General features: G+C 52.8%; 15 protein-coding genes and 1 tRNA gene. 10 read left to right on the top strand and 6 right to left on the bottom strand.

Annotation, left to right across the window (positions count from 1 at the left end; all coding sequences use genetic code 11):
- The first annotated feature begins 42 nt into the window (after positions 1-42).
- From ABD851_RS06605 to ABD851_RS06595, 3 genes are all read left to right on the top strand, one after another.
- A complete protein-coding gene (locus tag ABD851_RS06605; RefSeq protein ID WP_344977353.1) occupies positions 43-3,231 on the top strand; it encodes a ligand-binding sensor domain-containing protein in 3,189 nt (1,062 codons plus the stop codon).
- Between the two features lie 15 nt (positions 3,232-3,246).
- Positions 3,247-4,047, top strand: a complete 801-nt coding sequence (locus tag ABD851_RS06600; protein WP_344977350.1) for a response regulator transcription factor — start codon at positions 3,247-3,249, stop codon at positions 4,045-4,047.
- 83 nt (positions 4,048-4,130) lie between these two features.
- Positions 4,131-4,340, top strand: coding sequence for a dodecin family protein (locus ABD851_RS06595; RefSeq protein WP_344977348.1), 210 nt, complete (start codon positions 4,131-4,133; stop codon positions 4,338-4,340).
- Between the two features lie 4 nt (positions 4,341-4,344).
- On the opposite strand, the gene amaB is transcribed toward ABD851_RS06595, so the two are convergent.
- Together amaB and panB are read right to left on the bottom strand one after the other, a co-directional pair.
- Positions 4,345-5,871: an L-piperidine-6-carboxylate dehydrogenase gene (gene amaB, locus ABD851_RS06590; RefSeq protein WP_344977345.1), complete on the bottom strand. Its 1,527-nt coding sequence runs from the start codon at positions 5,869-5,871 to the stop codon at positions 4,345-4,347.
- A gap of 45 nt (positions 5,872-5,916) precedes the next feature.
- Positions 5,917-6,732 carry a 3-methyl-2-oxobutanoate hydroxymethyltransferase gene (gene panB / locus ABD851_RS06585; protein ID WP_344977342.1) on the bottom strand — a complete coding sequence of 272 codons (816 nt, stop codon included), beginning with the start codon at positions 6,730-6,732 and terminating at the stop codon, positions 5,917-5,919.
- Positions 6,733-6,993: 261 nt separating this feature from the next.
- Here panB and ABD851_RS06580 point away from each other — a divergent pair, with 261 nt between their 5' ends.
- Both ABD851_RS06580 and tilS read left to right on the top strand, forming a co-directional pair.
- Entirely contained in the window at positions 6,994-7,308 is a 315-nt protein-coding gene (locus ABD851_RS06580; RefSeq protein ID WP_344977339.1) for a tetratricopeptide repeat protein, read from the top strand.
- Positions 7,309-7,341: 33 nt separating this feature from the next.
- Entirely contained in the window at positions 7,342-8,703 is a 1,362-nt protein-coding gene (gene tilS, locus ABD851_RS06575; RefSeq protein ID WP_344977336.1) for a tRNA lysidine(34) synthetase TilS, read from the top strand.
- On the opposite strand, the gene ABD851_RS06570 is transcribed toward tilS, so the two are convergent.
- Both ABD851_RS06570 and ABD851_RS06565 read right to left on the bottom strand, forming a co-directional pair.
- A complete protein-coding gene (locus tag ABD851_RS06570) occupies positions 8,688-9,284 on the bottom strand; it encodes a rhomboid family intramembrane serine protease (protein ID WP_344977333.1) in 597 nt (198 codons plus the stop codon). The two genes, tilS and ABD851_RS06570, sit on opposite strands and share 16 nt — an antisense overlap.
- 28 nt (positions 9,285-9,312) lie before the next feature.
- Positions 9,313-9,786: a 23S rRNA (pseudouridine(1915)-N(3))-methyltransferase RlmH gene (locus ABD851_RS06565; protein WP_344977330.1), complete on the bottom strand. Its 474-nt coding sequence runs from the start codon at positions 9,784-9,786 to the stop codon at positions 9,313-9,315.
- 124 nt (positions 9,787-9,910) lie between these two features.
- Between ABD851_RS06565 and ABD851_RS06560 the strand changes: the two genes are divergently transcribed.
- From ABD851_RS06560 to ABD851_RS06550, 3 genes are all read left to right on the top strand, one after another.
- Positions 9,911-9,984: transfer RNA gene (locus ABD851_RS06560), tRNA-Arg, on the top strand.
- A 340-nt stretch (positions 9,985-10,324) separates the two neighbouring features.
- Positions 10,325-11,521 carry an acyltransferase family protein gene (locus ABD851_RS06555; protein WP_344977327.1) on the top strand — a complete coding sequence of 399 codons (1,197 nt, stop codon included), beginning with the start codon at positions 10,325-10,327 and terminating at the stop codon, positions 11,519-11,521.
- Positions 11,522-11,609: 88 nt separating this feature from the next.
- Positions 11,610-12,593, top strand: coding sequence for an aldo/keto reductase (locus ABD851_RS06550; protein ID WP_344977324.1), 984 nt, complete (start codon positions 11,610-11,612; stop codon positions 12,591-12,593).
- 20 nt (positions 12,594-12,613) lie between these two features.
- Here the strand turns inward: ABD851_RS06550 and ABD851_RS06545 are convergent, their stop codons facing one another.
- Positions 12,614-13,735 carry a glycoside hydrolase family 43 protein gene (locus ABD851_RS06545; RefSeq protein WP_344977321.1) on the bottom strand — a complete coding sequence of 374 codons (1,122 nt, stop codon included), beginning with the start codon at positions 13,733-13,735 and terminating at the stop codon, positions 12,614-12,616.
- A 98-nt stretch (positions 13,736-13,833) separates the two neighbouring features.
- Entirely contained in the window at positions 13,834-14,712 is an 879-nt protein-coding gene (locus ABD851_RS06540) for an AraC family transcriptional regulator (RefSeq protein WP_344977318.1), read from the bottom strand.
- A 232-nt stretch (positions 14,713-14,944) separates the two neighbouring features.
- Between ABD851_RS06540 and ABD851_RS06535 the strand changes: the two genes are divergently transcribed.
- Both ABD851_RS06535 and ilvD read left to right on the top strand, forming a co-directional pair.
- Positions 14,945-15,991, top strand: a complete 1,047-nt coding sequence (locus ABD851_RS06535) for a Gfo/Idh/MocA family protein (RefSeq protein WP_344977315.1) — start codon at positions 14,945-14,947, stop codon at positions 15,989-15,991.
- 65 nt (positions 15,992-16,056) lie between these two features.
- Positions 16,057-17,763 (top strand): dihydroxy-acid dehydratase, encoded by a 1,707-nt coding sequence (ilvD, locus tag ABD851_RS06530; protein ID WP_344977312.1) that lies wholly within the window; start codon positions 16,057-16,059, stop codon positions 17,761-17,763.
- Positions 17,764-17,782: the final 19 nt, after the last annotated feature.

The following is a 17,782-nucleotide window of genomic DNA, read 5'->3' as shown; positions in this document are numbered from 1 at the left end:
TATTTTCCACCTTAGCAGGCCGGGCGGACAAGCAGGCGAACGATGGAGACCCGCATTGGCGACATGAGGTACAAAGCACTATTCCTGATCTGGATGCTGGGGGCGCTTGCCGGGATAGCAGACGCCCAGACACATTATTTTACGCATTATCAGGTGGAGGAAGGCCTTTCCAATAATGCCGTGATCTGCAGCCTCCAGGACCGGAGAGGATTTATGTGGTTCGGAACAAAGGACGGACTCAACCGTTTTGACGGCTATGCCTTCAAGATATTCAGACATGATGAAGAGCATCCCGAGAGCATCGGGAATAATTTCATTCATTGTCTTTATGAAGACGACAGCGCTACCTTATGGATAGGAACGGAGCAGGGGCTGTACCGGTACCATCCCGAAACGGAGACCTTCAGCCTCCTGAAAAGCTGTCCGCGCAGCGAGATCAGAGAGATAAAAGCAGATAGCAGGGGGATGCTCTGGTTTATTGCAGGACTGACCCTCTACTGTTATAACACCGCTACGGGGAAGATGAAGCATTATCCCCCTTCCCGGTATTTCAGCGCCACCTCGATCAGCATAACCGAAAAGGGACAGCTCTGGGTTTCCACTACCTCGGGGCATCTGGAAAAACGCGCCTCCTCCGGCGACAGTTTCACCAGCTATGACGTATTCGCGGATTCACCGCCGACCACATCCCGCTGGATCGAAAAGCTGTATGATACAGGACAGGGCTTTCTTCTCATCGGCACATCCAACCAGGGGATAAAACAATTTGATATCGCTGACGGTACCTACCGGGATATCCTTACCCGCGACAGCAACGGAACTACTTTGTTTGTCCGGGATTTCATCCGGTACTCGGCAGATGAATACTGGATCGGCACCGAGTCCGGCATCATTATCTACAATATCGGAACAGGAAAGACCGAAAACCTGAAAAAGCAGTATAACGATCCTTATTCGATCTCCGACAATGCCGTATACACTTTCTGCCGCGACCGGGAAGGCGGTATCTGGGCAGGCACTTATTTCGGAGGGCTGAATTATTATCCGCGCCCTTATGCAAGCTTTGAAAAATTCTTTCCCCGGGTAGGCGAGAACTCTCTCAGCGGAAATGCGGTCCGGGAGATATGCCCGGATGCCTACGGCAATCTCTGGATCGGAACAGAAGACGGAGGACTTAATAAGCTGAACCTTGAAACCGGGACATTTACCCCTTTTAAGCCGGGCGGTCCGGGCAGCCTATCCAGCACCAATATCCACGGATTGCTGGCGGTAGGGGACACCTTGTGGATCGGCACCTTCGAGCACGGGCTGGACCGCATGCAGATCAGTACCGGCCGGGTGCTGCGGCACTATAATACCGGAAGCGCCCCGGGCGATCTGAAAAACAATTTTATCTATTATATCTACCGTACGCCCTCCGGGGATATCCTGCTGGCCAGTGCCAACGGATTATTCCGGTACAACCGTGCAGGAGACGACTTTGTACCCATCCGGGAACTACCGGATATTTTTTATACCTATCTTCTTCAGGACAACAGGGGCACGCTATGGGCGGGCACCTACCGGGAGGGCCTTTATTATTTCAACCCCTCGACGAAGACTTCCGGTCATTTCGCCTATGACCCCGCCGACCGGGAAAGCCTCAACAATAACCGGGTCAACAGCGTCTTCGAGGACCGCCGTGGTAACATGTGGTTCGCTACGGAAGGAGGTCTCTGCAAGCTGGATTCCGGTAGAAAACATTTCCAACGTTTCACCACCCGGAACGGCCTGCCCAGTAATGTGATATACGCTATCCTCGACGACAATGAAAGCAATCTCTGGCTCAGCACTTCCCGGGGCCTGACTTGCTTCCGGCCGGGAACAGGCGTCATCAAGATCTATTCCAGAGCCAACGGCCTGCTCAGCGACCAGTTCAATTACAATTCTGCCTACAAGTCGCCCGGCGGACGCATGTACTTTGGCAGCGTCAAAGGGCTGATTAGTTTTGATCCCGAAACATTCCTGAAAAACGCCTTCACCCCGCCGGTGTATATCACAGGCCTCCAGATCTACAACCGCCAGCCGACCATCAACGCAGAAGGATCTCCCCTGCACAAGGCCATTATCTGCACCGATACGCTCGTGCTGCAGTACAACCAGTCGTCTTTCAGCATTGACTTCGCCGCCCTCAGCTATACCTCTCCCGGTAACACGGAATATGCTTATAAGATGGACGGACTGGATAAGGACTGGACCTATCTTGAGACCAACAGGAGGGCCTTCTTTACAAAATTGCTGCCCGGCAGGTATGTCTTCCGGGTAAAGGCCGCCAACAGCAGCGGCGTCTGGAACAGAAAGGAAACCACATTGGCCATCGAGATATTGCCGCCGTTCTGGAAAAGCCCGCTGGCCTATTTCCTTTACTTTGTCTTTGTTTCCGCTTTGATCTGGTATGGCGTTCGCAGCTATCACCGCAGTGTAAAGGAAAAAAACATGCGCCGGCTCGAGCGGTTTGAACACGAGAAAGAAAAAGAGATATACCGCGCTAAAATAGAGTTCTTCACCAATGTGGCCCATGAAATACGCACGCCCCTTACCCTGATCAAGGGTCCGATGGAGAAGGTGATCAAAAAAGCCGAGGAAGTGCCGCAGATAAAGAACAACCTGAAGATCATGGCGCGGAATACAGACCGGCTGCTCTGTCTGACCAGCCAGCTTCTGGATTTCAGGAAGGCCGAGATCAACGGGTTCAGCCTGAATTTCGTAAGGGCGGATATCCCTGCGCTGATCAGGGACAACTATCTCAGGTTCAGACCTGCCGCAGAGGAAAAAAAGCTTTCTTTCCGGCTGCATCTTCCGGTAGCCCGCTTCTATGCCTATGTGGATACAGAAGTGCTGAATAAAATACTGGGCAACCTCCTGGATAATGCCCTGAAATATGCCGAAAATAAGGTAGACATCTGTCTGCTCCCGGAAGAGGGCGGCAGCCGCAGCTTTACCATCGCCGTGAAAAACGACGGCTACCTCATACCGCCCGACATGAAAGAGAAAATATTTGAAACTTTCTTCCGGATCCGGCAGACAGCTCAGCAGCACGGCGCAGGAATAGGCCTTTCGCTTTCCCATTCACTTGCAGAGCTGCACAAGGGCGTACTCCGGCTGGAACAGCCCGAAAGCGGAATGAACGTTTTTACCCTCACCCTTCCCGTACACCAGGAGATAGAATTCGATCCCCTCATGGAACGTTAACCGGCAAACCGGAATATGAAAGAAAAGAACAACCCAGAAGAAAGGCCGCTCATCCTGCTGGTAGATGACAACGAGGAGATACTCGAATTTATCTCCGGCGACCTCAGCGAGAAATATACCGTGCAGACGGCCATGGATGGACAGCAGGCGCTCCAGCTGCTGAGCGCCATGCCTGTGCAGCTGGTGATCAGCGATATCATGATGGACGTCATGGATGGTTTTGAGCTGTGCCGCCGTATAAAATCAGATTTTGAATACAGCCATATCCCGGTCATCCTGCTGACGGCAAAAAACACCCTGCAGTCCAGGATAGCCGGGCTGGAGCTGGGCGCCGACGCTTATATCGAAAAGCCATTTTCCCCCGAACACCTGCAGGTACAGATCGTCAACCTGCTGGCCAACCGGGAGAAGCTAAAGCAATATTTTGCCAGCCTGCCGCTGACGCATATCCGGAGTATGGCCCATACCCGCGCCGACGAGGCTTTTCTTGAAAAGCTAAACCAGGTTATCGAAGATCACCTCACCGATACCGGTCTCGATGTGGAACAACTTAGCCTTTACATGTGTATGAGCCGCCCCACGCTCTACCGGAAGATAAAGGCCATATCCGATCTTACTCCCCATGAACTGATCAACATCAGCCGGCTGAAGAAAGCCGCAGCGCTGCTGGCCGAAGGACATTACAAGATCTATGAGGTATCGGAGATGGTGGGCTACGGATCGCAGGATCAGTTCGGAAGGAACTTCCTGAGGCAGTTCGGGATCACCCCTTCCGCCTATACGGGGCTCCGGAAAGAAGAAGCGCCCGGGAAATGATCCCCGGACGGTTGCGGTCTGATTTTTGCTTTTGGGGAATTATTCGTAATTTAAGTCATCTAAAACCCCTAAACCCTTCCATTATGGCTGTCTTAAAAGTAATCGAGCTCCTCGCCAATTCTCCCAAAAGCTGGGAAGACGCAACGCAGAATGCGGTAAAGCATGCCGCAAAAACGGTACGCAACATCCGGTCTGTAAATGTAAAAAACATGAGCGCCATTGTGGGCGAAAACGGCAGCATCAGCGAATACCGGCTGAATGTAAAGATCACCTTCGAGGTGGCTGAGGCCTGACTGTTCACACATCAAAGCGCACGCCCTGCGCCAGGGGCAGGGAGGTGGAATAGTTGATGGTGCTGGTTTGGCGCCGCATATAGGCCTTCCATGCATCGGAGCCGGATTCCCGGCCTCCGCCGGTATCTTTTTCACCGCCGAAAGCGCCGCCGATCTCGGCGCCGCTGGTGCCGATATTGACATTGGCAATGCCGCAGTCGGAACCTGCAGCGGAAAGAAACTGCTCGGCTTCACGCAGGCTACCGGTCATGATGGCCGATGACAACCCCTGCGGCACCCCGTTCTGCAGGGCAATGGCGGCATCGAGACTGTCCCGGTAACGGATCAGATATAAAATAGGAGCAAAGGTTTCCCGCTGTGTGATCTCCCAGCTGTTCTCCACCTCGGCCACGCAGGGCTTTACATAGCAGCCGCTTTCATAGCCGGGTCCTTCCAGCTGCCCGCCCTCCACTACAAAGACGCCTCCCGCTTCGCGGATGGCTTCGAGAGCCCGCAGGTAATCCAGCACGGCGTCCTTATCGATAAGCGGACCTACGTGATTATTCTCATCAAGGGGATCGCCGATGCGTAGCCGCCCATATATCTTTACCAGCTTTTCTTTGAACCGGTCGTATATCTCTTCGTGGATGATCAGCCGGCGGGTAGTGGTGCAACGCTGGCCGGCCGTGCCGACGGCGCCGAATATGCTGCCGGCAAGGGCCATATCCAGATCGGCCTCCGGGGTGATGATGATGGCGTTGTTACCGCCCAGCTCCAGCAACGTGCGACCGAGCCGGGCTCCGGCCGCAGCGGCCACAGACCTGCCCATGCGCGTGGAGCCGGTCGCCGATATCAGCGCAATGCGGGAGTCGCCGGCCAGCCATTCCCCGCCTTCACGTCCGCTGACGATGACATTGCTCACGCCTTCGGACATGTCGTTACGCGCCAGCACTTCCGCGATGATCTGCTGACAGGCCACGGCGCAGAGCGGCGTCTTTTCCGAAGGTTTCCAGATCACCGTATTACCGCATACCAGCGCAACAAAAGCATTCCAGCTCCATACCGCCACCGGAAAGTTGAATGCCGTGATGATGCCGGTGACGCCCAACGGATGCCATTGTTCATACATCCGGTGACCGGGCCGCTCCGAATGCATGCTCCTTCCGTAAAGCTGCCGGGAAAGTCCGACGGCAAAATCGCTGATATCGATCATCTCCTGCACTTCACCCAGTCCTTCCTGCAGGCTTTTGCCCATTTCCCAGGAAACCAGTCGCCCGAGGGCTTCTTTTTTCTCCCGCAGCGCCAGACCCACCTGCCGTATGATCTCTCCCCGCCGCGGAGCAGGGAGGGCGCTCCAGCCGTGGAAGGCGGCCTGCGCCCGGGTTACCACCCTATCATAATCGGCCGCCGCAGCGGTGGTAACGGTGGCAATGACGCTTCCGTCCACCGGCGAAAAGGAGCTGAGCACCGGGCCGCCGGCCTGCAGCCAGTTGCTGCCGGTAGAAACACCGCTGTTAGCGGAAGCCACAGAAAGTGTTTTTAGAAAATCCATGTGATATTCATTTTGACATTCTGCCCGCCGGGCATCTGCGTCCGCTCAATACTGTTCCTGCGGCCCGGGGAAATCATGCCCGCGCACATCCTGTATATATTGCCCGGCCGCGTCCTTGATGGTATCGTAAAGCTCGAGATAGCGGCGCAGAAAACGGGGTTTGAAGTCTTTGTTGATCCCCAGCATATCGTGCATCACCAGCACCTGCCCGTCGACCGCTCCACCGGCGCCGATGCCGATGGTCGGGATGGAAAGCCGGGCCGTTGCCTGACCGGCCAGCTGAGCCGGTATCTTCTCCAATACGATCGCGAAGCAGCCAGCCTCTTCCAGTACGGTGGTGTCCTGTAATAGTTTTTCGGCTTCTGCCTCTTCGGTGGCCCGTACGGCATAGGTCCCGAACTTATAAATAGACTGGGGCGTCAGACCGAGGTGACCCATTACCGGCACACCTGCTGAAATAATACGTTTTACCGATTCCTCGATCTCCTTGCCGCCCTCGATCTTGATGGCGTGCGCGCCGGACTCCTTCATAATGCGGATGGCGGAATTGAGCGCCTCCTTGGAATTACCCTGGTAGGTGCCAAAGGGAAGGTCTACCACCACCAGTGCCCGTTTCACTGCACGGACGACGGAAGAGGCGTGGTAGATCATCTGGTCCAGCGTGATGGGCAGCGTCGTCTCATGACCGGCCATCACATTCGAAGCAGAGTCGCCCACGAGCAGCACATCCATGCCTGCATCGTCAAAGATGCGCGCCATCGAGTAGTCGTATACGGTAAGCATGGCGATCCTGGTGCCGTCGTGCTTCATCTTTTGCAGCGTATGGGTGGTGATACGCTTTATTTCTTTATGTACAGACATTGTGGGTCCCGGTTTCCGGTATCCGCCGGCAACGCTTCGCGCGCAGCAGGCCGATACGCCTGTGACGTACAAAGGTGAGAAAAAAGGGGGAATTAATAAACCGAGCATGATAATATTTATCGTCCAGGAATATTCCTATATGCGAGGTTTATCTCGTTCATAATAATAGTCATAGGTCTCGATGCACCTTCGGTGTCATCTGACCATTAAAAACGAAATATGAACAGATGAAACAAAGTATCTTTACCGAAAATTCATCCCATGCAGGAACGGATCGCACAGCTGCAGGAATTTTTAGCACGGGAACCCGAAGATGATTTTCTCCGGCATGCCCTTGCCATGGAGTATCTCGGCACGGGGGCAACAGACAAGGCGAGGATGCTTTTTGAAGCGGTGCTGAAGAAAAACCCTGCCTATGTGCCATCCTATTATCAGCTGGGGAAGCTGCTGGAGCAGGAGGGCGATGCGGAGGCCGCGCTTGCCGTGTTTGAAAAGGGGATGGCGGCGGCAAAGGCGGCGGGAGAGCAGCGGGCTTATAATGAATTACAATCGGCTTATGAGGAGCTGGCTTATTGAATCGTTATGCTGTTAGAAGCGCTAAAAAAATATGTGAATGCACACCGTCTCATTCCGTCTTCCGGTACCGTGCTGCTGGCCGTAAGCGGGGGCAAGGACTCCGTTGCGCTTTGTCATCTTTTCCGGGAGGCAGGTTATCCCTTTGCCATCGCCCATTGCAACTTCCGGCTGCGCGGTGGGGAGTCGGAACGCGATGAAGACTTTGTCACCGCTTTGGCCCGGCATTACGAGGTGCCTTTTCACCATATTGCCTTCGACACTACAGCGTACGCCGCGGCACGACGGCTGACCATACAGGAAGCCTGCCGGCAGCTTCGCTACGAATGGTTTGAGCGGGTTCGCCAGGAGAACGGTTATTCCTGTATTGCTACCGCACAGCACCGGGATGACAGCGTGGAAACGTTGCTGCTCAATTTTTTCAAGGGCACCGGCATGGCCGGCCTGCACGGCATTCTGCCGCGCCAGGGGCATGTGATACGTCCGCTGCTGTTTGCACCCGTAGGGGAGATCAAGGCCTACCTGGAGGAAAAGGAACTGTCGTACGTGGAAGACAGCTCCAACAGCTCAGACAAATATACCCGCAATTATATCCGTCACCAGGTAGTGCCGGTGCTGAAAAAAGCCTTTCCTGAAGTGGAAAAAAACCTGGCCGCCAACACCCGACGATTCCGCGAGGCGGAGCTGCTCTACCGGGATGCGGTGGAGCGGTTACGGAAAAAGCTGCTGCGCCGGAAAGGAGAGGAGCACTTCGTGCCGGTACGCCTGCTACAGCAGCAGGAGGCGCTGCATACCCTTTGCTACGAGCTTTTCCAGGAATTCTGCTTCTCGCCCGAGCAGGCAGTCCAGATCGCCGGACTGCTGGACAGCGGCCCGGGGAAGACGGTTGCCTCCTCCACCCATCGCGTGCTGCGCGACCGGGACTGGCTCATCGTGACCCCTTTAAAGAGCGCCGCCGCCGTCCACCACCTGATCGAAAAGCTGCCGGCGTTGATGGTCACCGATACCGGTACCTTTTATTTCGAATCCCTGCCGGTCTCCGCCCTGACTCCGTCAGGAGTCAAAGCTGAGACCACTGCCGGCGCGGGTGTTGTATTGCCTGCGGACCCGGACATCGCCCTCCTCGATGCGGCCCATATCCGGTTTCCGCTGCTGCTGCGCCCCTGGCAGCAGGGCGATTACTTTTACCCGCTGGGCATGCGAAAAAAGAAGAAGCTGAGCCGCTTCTTCATCGACCGGAAGCTGCCCCTGACAGAAAAGGAAAAAATACGGGTAGTCGAATCCGGGGGGCGTATAATATGGATAGCCGGACAGCGGATAGACGACCGGTTTAAGGTGACGGAACATACCCGGTCGCTGCTGAAGATCACGCGCCGCCCGGATCAGGAGCGGAAATGAAGCAGCTGCTCCAGGAAAAGGCGGCCCAGCTCGGGCCGTAACGCCAGGGTATATACGATGCCGAATACCCCGCCCCAGAGATGGGCATCATGCCCGATATTGTCATATCCCTTCCGGCTCATGTAGGCCGAATAGCCCAGGTAGAAGACGCCGTAAAGGATGGCCGGCACCCCGATCACAAAGATGATGATCTTTTCCCAGGGGGCCAGGATGATAAAGGCAAAGACTACCGCCGAAACCGCCCCGGAAGCCCCGAGCGCACGGTAATCGAAGTTATCCTTGTGCCGGAAATAGCTGTAGAGGTTGGAGGCCACGAGCGCCAGCACGTAAAAGAGCACAAATTCCAGCCGGGGAAAGATATAGGTCTCCGCAATGCGCCCGAAGAAATACAGGGTAATCATGTTAAAAGCGAGGTGCATGTAATCCGCATGGATAAAGCCGCAGGTAATAAAGCGCCACCACTCATTATTGCGCTTTACATAATAAGGCCAGAACAGGCTTCGCTCCAGCAATTGCTGATTCCGGAAGGCTGCGATGGAGACCACACAGGTAACAATGATGATAAGCAGGGTAACCGACATAGACAATACTTAAGATCGGTAAAGGTAACTATTGATGATGATATTTCTCGTTCCGCAGCACGGTGAAGGCCCGGTAAAGCTGTTCCGTCATGATCAGCCGCACCAGCTGATGGGGGAAGGTAAGGTCGGACAGTGAAAGCCGCGCCCGGGCGAGGCTGAGAACGGCGGCATCCAGCCCATGGGCTCCTCCGATGAGAAAGATCAGCCTGCGCAGGCTGCTGTTTTGCTGATGGCGGAGAAAATCGGCCAGCTGCAGGGTGCTCATCTGTTTGCCGCCTTCGTCCAGCGCCACCAGATAATCCGTTTTTTCGCACTGCTGCTCCACGAGCCGGGCTTCCTGCCTTTTTTGCTCAGGAATGGGCAGGTGCTGGGCATTTCTGGGCGGTGGGATGATCCTGAGGGAAAAATCGGTATAATGCCGCAGGCGACCGGAGAAAAGCCTGATACCTTCTTCCACGTAGGCCTCGTTGGCCTTCCCGATGGACCAGAGCTCGGTTTGCATAAAGATTTTATTTGAAGCGTTTCTGCGAAAATAGGGCCCCGGCAGGAGAGATAAAAACCGTTTGGCAAAAATCAAAAAAGAGATTAATTTTGCCATCCCAAAAGACCCCAGGGTTTTAAGGAATGGCTCCGTAGCTCAACTGAATAGAGCATCTGACTACGGATCAGAAGGTTTCAGGTTTGAATCCTGACGGAGTCACAAAGCCTTCCAACGGAGTTGGAGGGCTTTTTTGTTTGGGAGCGAATGAAAGCGGGAGCTTTCAAAAGCGGACAAACAAAAAGACCAGGGCACGCGAAGCGTGCAGAAGGCTTTGGGTAAGGCCCAAGAAACCAGGATCACTACAAGTAATCCTGACGGAGTCACTTGCAGCATCGATTGCAGACCAGCTTCCACAAGAGGCTGGTTTTTTATTTTAGGAATTAACCAACTTTGCGCTGAAATGAAGCCCGTTATTTCAGGTACTACCTCCCGATAAAATACTTATCTTTTTCCCCGCAATGTGAAAATGAAGCATAATCCAGGCAACCTCATACACGATATGGCATATAATATAGCGGCACCGGAAACAAAAGACAGGCTCTACGGACTTGATCACCTGAGATCCCTGGCTATCATAATGGTCGTCTTTTACCATTACCGGATGTTTCATCATCCGAAATGGATAGATGAAACCATGGGCTTCGGATGGGCGGGCGTCGACCTGTTCTTTGTACTGAGCGGATATCTGATATCGACACCGCTGTTTCGAAGGATGGCCCAGGCAAAGCCTATCTCTGTGCCGGACTTCTTTATTAAACGGATCTTCAGGATCATTCCACTGTACTTGGTATTACTATCCATCTACTTTATGATACCGGCATTCAGAGAAAAGGAAGCTTTGCCGCCACTTTGGAAATTTCTGACATTTACACAGAATTTTGGATTCGACATCAAAAATTACGGCACCTTTTCCCACGTATGGTCGTTATGCGTAGAAGAGCATTTTTATTTACTTTTTCCATGGGTAATTGCGGCTTTGATATATGGCAAAGCCTGGAAGAAAGGCTGGATATTAATCCTGCTCCTTTTCGTCTTGGGATTAGTGGTGAGGATCGCCGGCTGGCACTTTCTGATCGCACCGCATAAAGATCAATCCGACTTCGGAATCATCTGGTATCGGTTGATCTATTATCCAACTTATAATCGTCTTGATGGGCTCTTAGCCGGGATCGCCATCGGGGCTCTTTTTACCTTCAAACCCGCCATTAAAGGCCGTCTGTCCAAAAACGGAAACAGCATCCTGATACTGGGTATGCTTGTGCTGGTGGGTGCGTGGTTCTTGTGTAAAGACCAAAAAAGCTTTTATGCTACCGTATTCGGGTTCCCGCTTGTTTCGGCGGGCTTTGGGTTGCTGGTCATGTCGGCGATCTGCCCCAGCTGTGTTTTATACCGTTTTAACAGCCGCGCCACTACGCTCATCGCAAAGCTTTCCTATGCGCTTTATCTTTCTCATAAAGGCGTTATACACCTCATACAACCTCAAATCGCAAAAACGGGCATCGATCCCAAAGGCACGCTCATGTTACTGTTATGTTTTATTACGGCGCTCCTGGGCGCCTATATGCTCAACAAAGCTATAGAAACGCCATTTCTGAGGCTGAGAGCCATAATACTGGAGCACAGAAAAAAGCGCCAGAACCCTGGAAACGTGCAAACGATTGTCCGATCAAAGACAAGGGCTACTGAAAAATGTTGAACACAAAAGATATTTCTGAGTGGTCGGCCGGACATCGGCAGTATTGCTTACCTTTAAGCTGATTATCGTAAAATGAACTATCGGCCGTATGAAAACAAGAATATTAGGAAACAGCGGATTAGAAGTCTCTGCCTTGGGATTAGGATGCATGGGGCTGAGCTTTGCCTACGGCCCCGCAGCTGAAAAGCGGGAAGCCATCAAGTTGTTGCGCGGCGCTTTTGACGCAGGAGTGACATTTTTTGATACGGCGGAAGCTTATGGACCTTTTGAGAACGAAAAACTGCTGGGAGAGGCATTGGCGCCCTTTAGGGATAAAGTGATCATCGCTACCAAATTTGGATTTAAGGAAGGCAAAGCCAATATGGGTATGGATAGCCGTCCTGAAAATATCAGATCAGTAGCGGATGCTTCGTTGAAAAGGCTGAAGACGGATTACATTGACTTGTTCTACCAGCACCGGGTCGACCCGGACGTTCCGGTGGAGGATGTAGCAGGAGCCGTTCAGGATCTGATCAAAGCTGGAAAGATCCGGTATTGGGGATTATCTGAAGCCGGCATAGCAACCATCCGCAAGGCGCATGCCATACAACCGGTAGCGGCATTGCAAAGCGAGTATTCTTTGTTCTTCCGCGAACCCGAGCAGGAGATCCTTCCGGCGCTGGAAGAGCTGGGGATCGGCTTTGTTCCCTTCAGCCCGTTGGGAAGGGGTTTCCTGACCGGAGCCATCAATGAACAGACAAAGTTCAATCCTGGCGATTTCAGAAACACCTTACCCCGTTTTGCTGAAGAAAACCGAAAAGCCAACCTGGCCCTGGTAGATGTATTAAAGGATATTGCCTCAGAAAAAAACGCCACCCCTGCACAAATAGCCCTGGCATGGCTGCTGGCCCGGAAGCCCTGGATCGTTCCCATTCCCGGAACGACTAAAATAAATCGCTTACAGGAAAATATCGCTGCAGCCGATATAGCATTATCCCCGGATGACGTGCAACAAATAGAAACCGCCGCTTCAAAAATTGCGATTCAGGGAGCAAGATACCCCGAGCAGCTGCAGAGAAGCGTGGGGAAATAAAGCTGAGCATTCCTGTTGCGCTATCTGCTCGAGGGCAACGCCTGCGGTGTGGTCGTGGGCCCTTCTACCACCAGCATCCCGTCTTTTAATATCTTCATCCGGTCGATAAAAACCACGCGGCTTTCCCCCGTCGCCGATGTGCGCGCATGATAGACGCAAAACATCTCTTTCCCATCGGGGGAATAAGTAATGCTGTTATGTCCGGTGCCGGTGACCACCCCGCCCTTGTCCGCGTTCTTCTGCAATACAGGATTATTGGCTGCTTTGGTGAAGGGGCCCAGCGGGCTTTTTGAAGTGGCATAACCCACTGCATAGTTTTTACCCCCGAAATAATTGGCCGAGTACATCATGTAATAGGTGTCTCCTTTTTTAAAGGCGACAGATCCTTCGGTCCATCGCCGGTTGACCTCTTTTGAGGTAACCGAGCGGCTTTCCCATTCCGATTGCCTGTCATTCATTTTCACCGGTGGGCGTAACAACAATACGGGTTGACCGATTACCCCGCTGAAATCAGGCTTCAGCTCAACGCCATATACCCAGCTTTCCTCTATCGTATCGAACCATTCCCTTTTTCTCGCCCAGGCAGCCACCTCGCTTTCCACCGGGTGCTTGTAGCAGCAGCGGGAATAATAAAGGTAAATCTTACCGTTTTTATCGAAAAGCACGTTGGCGTCGATAATCGGATAGCCGGGGTCAAAGACCGGTTTCTCGCTTACATCCACAAACGGTCCCGTAGGCTTGTCGGCCACCGCCACCCCGATCCGGAAGTTCTCGGTCTCCTTATTGGGATTCTGCTTCCACTGGGCGCTGTAGAACATATAAAACCGCCCGTTATATTGGTACACTTCCGGCGCCCAGTACGCCCCGTTAAATGCGGCGGTAGAATCGCTCCAGCCGTTCCTGTTGCCTGCATAATATACCTGACCCTCTTCTTTCCAGTTTACCAGGTCGGTTGAGGAATAAGCGGCAAATCCGTTTTTGGCCTTGCCGCCGGTTCCATACATATAATATTTGCCGCCTTTTACGTGCAGCACATAAGGATCCCCGAATTTTACCGGCAGCGGGTTCTGATAGGTACGGCCGGTGGCTCCCTGGCCGGTCTGTGCAAACGATCTGGTGACATTAAAAACCAATATCAGCAAAAAGCAGCTGATTGATATCTTCAGTATCCCGTTCATTATGTTAACAATTACATCCACAAAAAGACATCGATTACGATGCCAGCCTGCAAATTTGCAACTTATCCGGCAATAAACCTGCCCAAATATTCCCGCCTGAACTCCTTGGGGGTTTTGCCTTTAAGCGCTTTAAACTGGCGGTTAAAGAATGCCACATTATTATAGCCGCTCATGTAACAGATCTCGGTGATGCTGTAATCTCCTTCGATCAATAGCTTACAGGCATGTCCGATCCTGATCTCATTCAGAAAAAGAATAAAGTTTTTGCGCGTCCTGGTCTTAAAGTAACGGCAAAAAGCGGAAGGGGACATGTTGACCACGGCGGCTACCTCCTGCAGCCGGATGGGCTTTGTATAATGGCTCATGACGTATTCATATATCCGGTTGACACGGATAGAGTCCTTGAGCTGCACACCGGTAACGCCGGGGCTCGAAAGCGCACGAATCTCATCCGAAGCGCTTACCGTATTTAATATAGCAAGCAAACACAGCAACCTGTCCATACCCTTTAAGTTGCATAGCGTCTGCATCATGGATATGACGGATCTCCTTGTTTTCCCGAGGATCTCAACGCCCAGAACAGCTTTTTTCAGCAGCTCGCCGATGTCCTCCGCTTCCGGCAGCTCCAGGAAGGACCCGCCGGCAAAGTCCGGGGGGAACTGAATGACAAGGGAGGCCGCCCTGAGTTCCGGATTGTCTTCATAATAAGCCGCATCGCTACGGTACCAATGCGGTAAATTAGGACCCAGCAATACGAGGTCTCCCGGCTCAAAACAGGCAATATGATCTCCTACAAACCGTTTTCCTGTTCCCTGTGTTATCAGCACAAGCTCACACTCCGGATGGAAATGCCAGGGTAGACTAAAGTACGGCGATCTGAATTCCTGCACGGCAAAAGAAGTGTCGGAAGTCACCGGCACTTTCTGAAGTATTGCTTTCATGGCCACCGATAATTTAGCGTGTTTTATAATGCAAGCGTTCAGAGATATTCAGCTGATCCACACTAATATAAGGTGTTTTATCAGGAAGACGCCCAAAAAGGCAAAATAGTATAGATAAACCCGTAAAAAGTGTGGGCATGCGCCGGTCCGGGAAAATAAATTTGCTCTACGTTCGAAATTATCTCAACGTCTTATGATGGAAACTCCGGCTAATATAAACTACCAACCTCAAATGCCCCTCCATCCGGGGCCCATCGCCATCATCGGCGCCGGCGGCATCGTGCACGACGGGCATTTGCCGGCCTATGCAAAGGCGGGATGGAAGGTGACGGGTATTTACGACCCTGTTTTTTCAAAGGCAGCACAGCTTGCCCGGAATTTTGACATCGGCAAGATCTATGAGAGCCAGGAACAGCTCGTAAATGCCGTACCCGGGGAAACCATATTTGATGTGGCCGTACCCGCCTCTGCCATCCCCGGCGTATTAAAGGGCTTGCCCGATAAAGCCACGGTAATGATACAAAAGCCTATGGGTGAAACCATAGCCGCAGCGGTGGAGATCCTGAAAATCTGCGAGGATAAAGCATTCACCGCTGCGGTAAATTTCCAGATGCGGTTCATCCCTGCAGTGCAGCTGGCAAAAGCAATGATAGACCAGGGCCTGATCGGTGATCTTCATGATATGGAGATCAGGATGAACATCTACCACCCCTGGCATCTATGGAAATTCCTGTATGGCATTCCCCGCATGGAGATGCTTTATCACAGCATTCATTATATGGATATGATGCGGTATTTTTTCGGTGAGCCTTTGGGGATATACGCCAAAACCTTAAAACATCCCAAAATGATGCAGCTGGCATCGACCCGTTCTGTTATCCTGCTGGAATACGACGATATCATCCGGGCTTTTATCAATACCAATCACGGGCATGAGTTCGGGCTCAAATACCAGGATTCTTTTATCAAGTTCGAAGGCACAAAAGGCGCGATCCGGACCACACTGGGGATGAATCTGGATTATCCCAGCGGCGTACCGGATACCTTCGAATATGTACTGCTTGAAAAAGAAAAAAAGCCCGAATGGAAATCCGTTCGGCTGAAAGGGACCTGGTTCCCGGATGCCTTTATCGGTTCCATGGCCAATCTGATGTGCTATACGGAAGGGTCCCAAACGATACTGATCAATCATGTCAGCAGCGCTTACCGTACCATGCAGTTAGTGGAGTCAGCCTACGCTTCAAGCGATGCCGGCGGGACCATGATACCTTCGCCGTAAGCACGGGGCGGCCGGCATTTTTCATTCCATTAAATCCAAACACCGATATAGCGGAGCATTGTTTTATGTCAAAGAAACTGAACAAATACAGCAGCGTCCTTACCGAAGATATGAGCCAGCCTTCTTCCAGGGCCATGCTGCACGGAGCGGGCCTCACCCGGGAAGACCTAAAAAAAGCGCAGGCCGGCATTGTCAGCTCATGGTTTGAAGGAAACCCCTGCAACATGCATCTCAATGATCTGGCCGGTCTGGTGAAACACGCCGTCTCCGAGTCCGGCATGGTAGGGCTGATCTTTAATACTATCGGGGTAGGCGACGCCCTTACGATGGGAACGACCGGCATGCGGTACTCGCTTCCTTCCCGCGATATTATCGCGGATTCGATAGAAGCCGTGGTGAACGCGCAATGGTATGACGGCCTGATTGCCATTATGGGCTGCGATAAAAATATGCCGGGCGCTGTCATGGCCATGTGCCGGCTGAACCGGCCTTCCATCATGGTATACGGGGGGACCATCCGGTCGGGATTGTACAAGGAACGGAAGATCAATATCCTTTCCACGCTGGAAGCTTACGGCCAAAAAATAGCCGGGGAGCTTTCTCAGGAGGATTTTGAAGGGATCATCCGCCACGCCTGCCCCGGGGCAGGCGCCTGTGGCGGCATGTACACGGCCAATACCATGTCTGCTGCGATCGAAGCCCTCGGGCTCAGCCTCCCGTACAGCTCTTCCAATCCGGCCTTAAGCCCGGAAAAAGAACGGGAATGCCGGCAGGCAGGAAACGCCCTCTATCACCTGCTGGCGGAAGATATAAAGCCGTCGGATATCCTTACTGCGGCTTCCTTTGAAAATGCGATCACCCTGGTGATCGCACTGGGGGGATCCACGAATGCCGTACTGCACCTGATGGCCATTGCGCAGGCAGCCGACATATCATTACAATTATCGGACTTCCAGCGGATCAGCAATGCCACGCCGCTGCTGGCCGACATGAAGCCCAGCGGCCGGTATCTGATGGAAGACCTCTATGATGCCGGCGGTACGCCCGCCGTCATGAAGCGCTTGCTGGAAGCCGGATTGCTGGACGGCCGCTGCCTCACCGTAACCGGCCGTACGCTGGCGGACAACCTCGAAGGGGTGCCCTCGCTGAATGAGGGATCCGGAATATTGCAACCCTTTAACAAGCCGATCAAGTCCACCGGTCATCTGCAGATCCTTTACGGGAATCTGGCCCCTGAAGGGGCAGTAGCCAAGATCACGGGCAAAGAGGGAGAAAAATTCGAAGGACCGGCCAGGGTATTCGATGACGAATTTGCCGCCATCCGCGCCATTGAATTAAAGCAAATATCCTCCGGCGATGTGATTGTGATCCGGTACGAAGGTCCGAAGGGCGGACCGGGTATGCCGGAGATGCTGAAGGTTACCGCAGCCATCATGGGATCGGGGCTGGGTAAAAATGTCGCGGTGATCACCGACGGAAGGTTTTCGGGCGGGACACATGGCTTCGTGATAGGGCATATTACGCCGGAAGCCTACGAGGGGGGACTGATCGCCCTGCTAAAAGACGGGGACATCATTACCATAGATGCTTTGCACAACAGTATAGCGGCAAAGTTGTCTGAACAGGAGATCGTATTGAGAAAAAAGGCATGGAAAGCCCCTGAATTGAAATACCGGAAAGGTGTCTTATATAAATACAGTATGACCGTATCCTCCGCATCCACAGGGTGCGTCACGGATCGTCTATACGATGATATTTCTGCCAAAAGCTAAAAGATAACATGATGCGATC

The organism is Compostibacter hankyongensis (assembly GCF_039541075.1).
Lineage (GTDB): Bacteria > Bacteroidota > Bacteroidia > Chitinophagales > Chitinophagaceae > Compostibacter > Compostibacter hankyongensis.
Note: the sequence above shows the minus strand (reverse complement) of the source record. Positions and strands in the feature narration are given on the sequence as shown.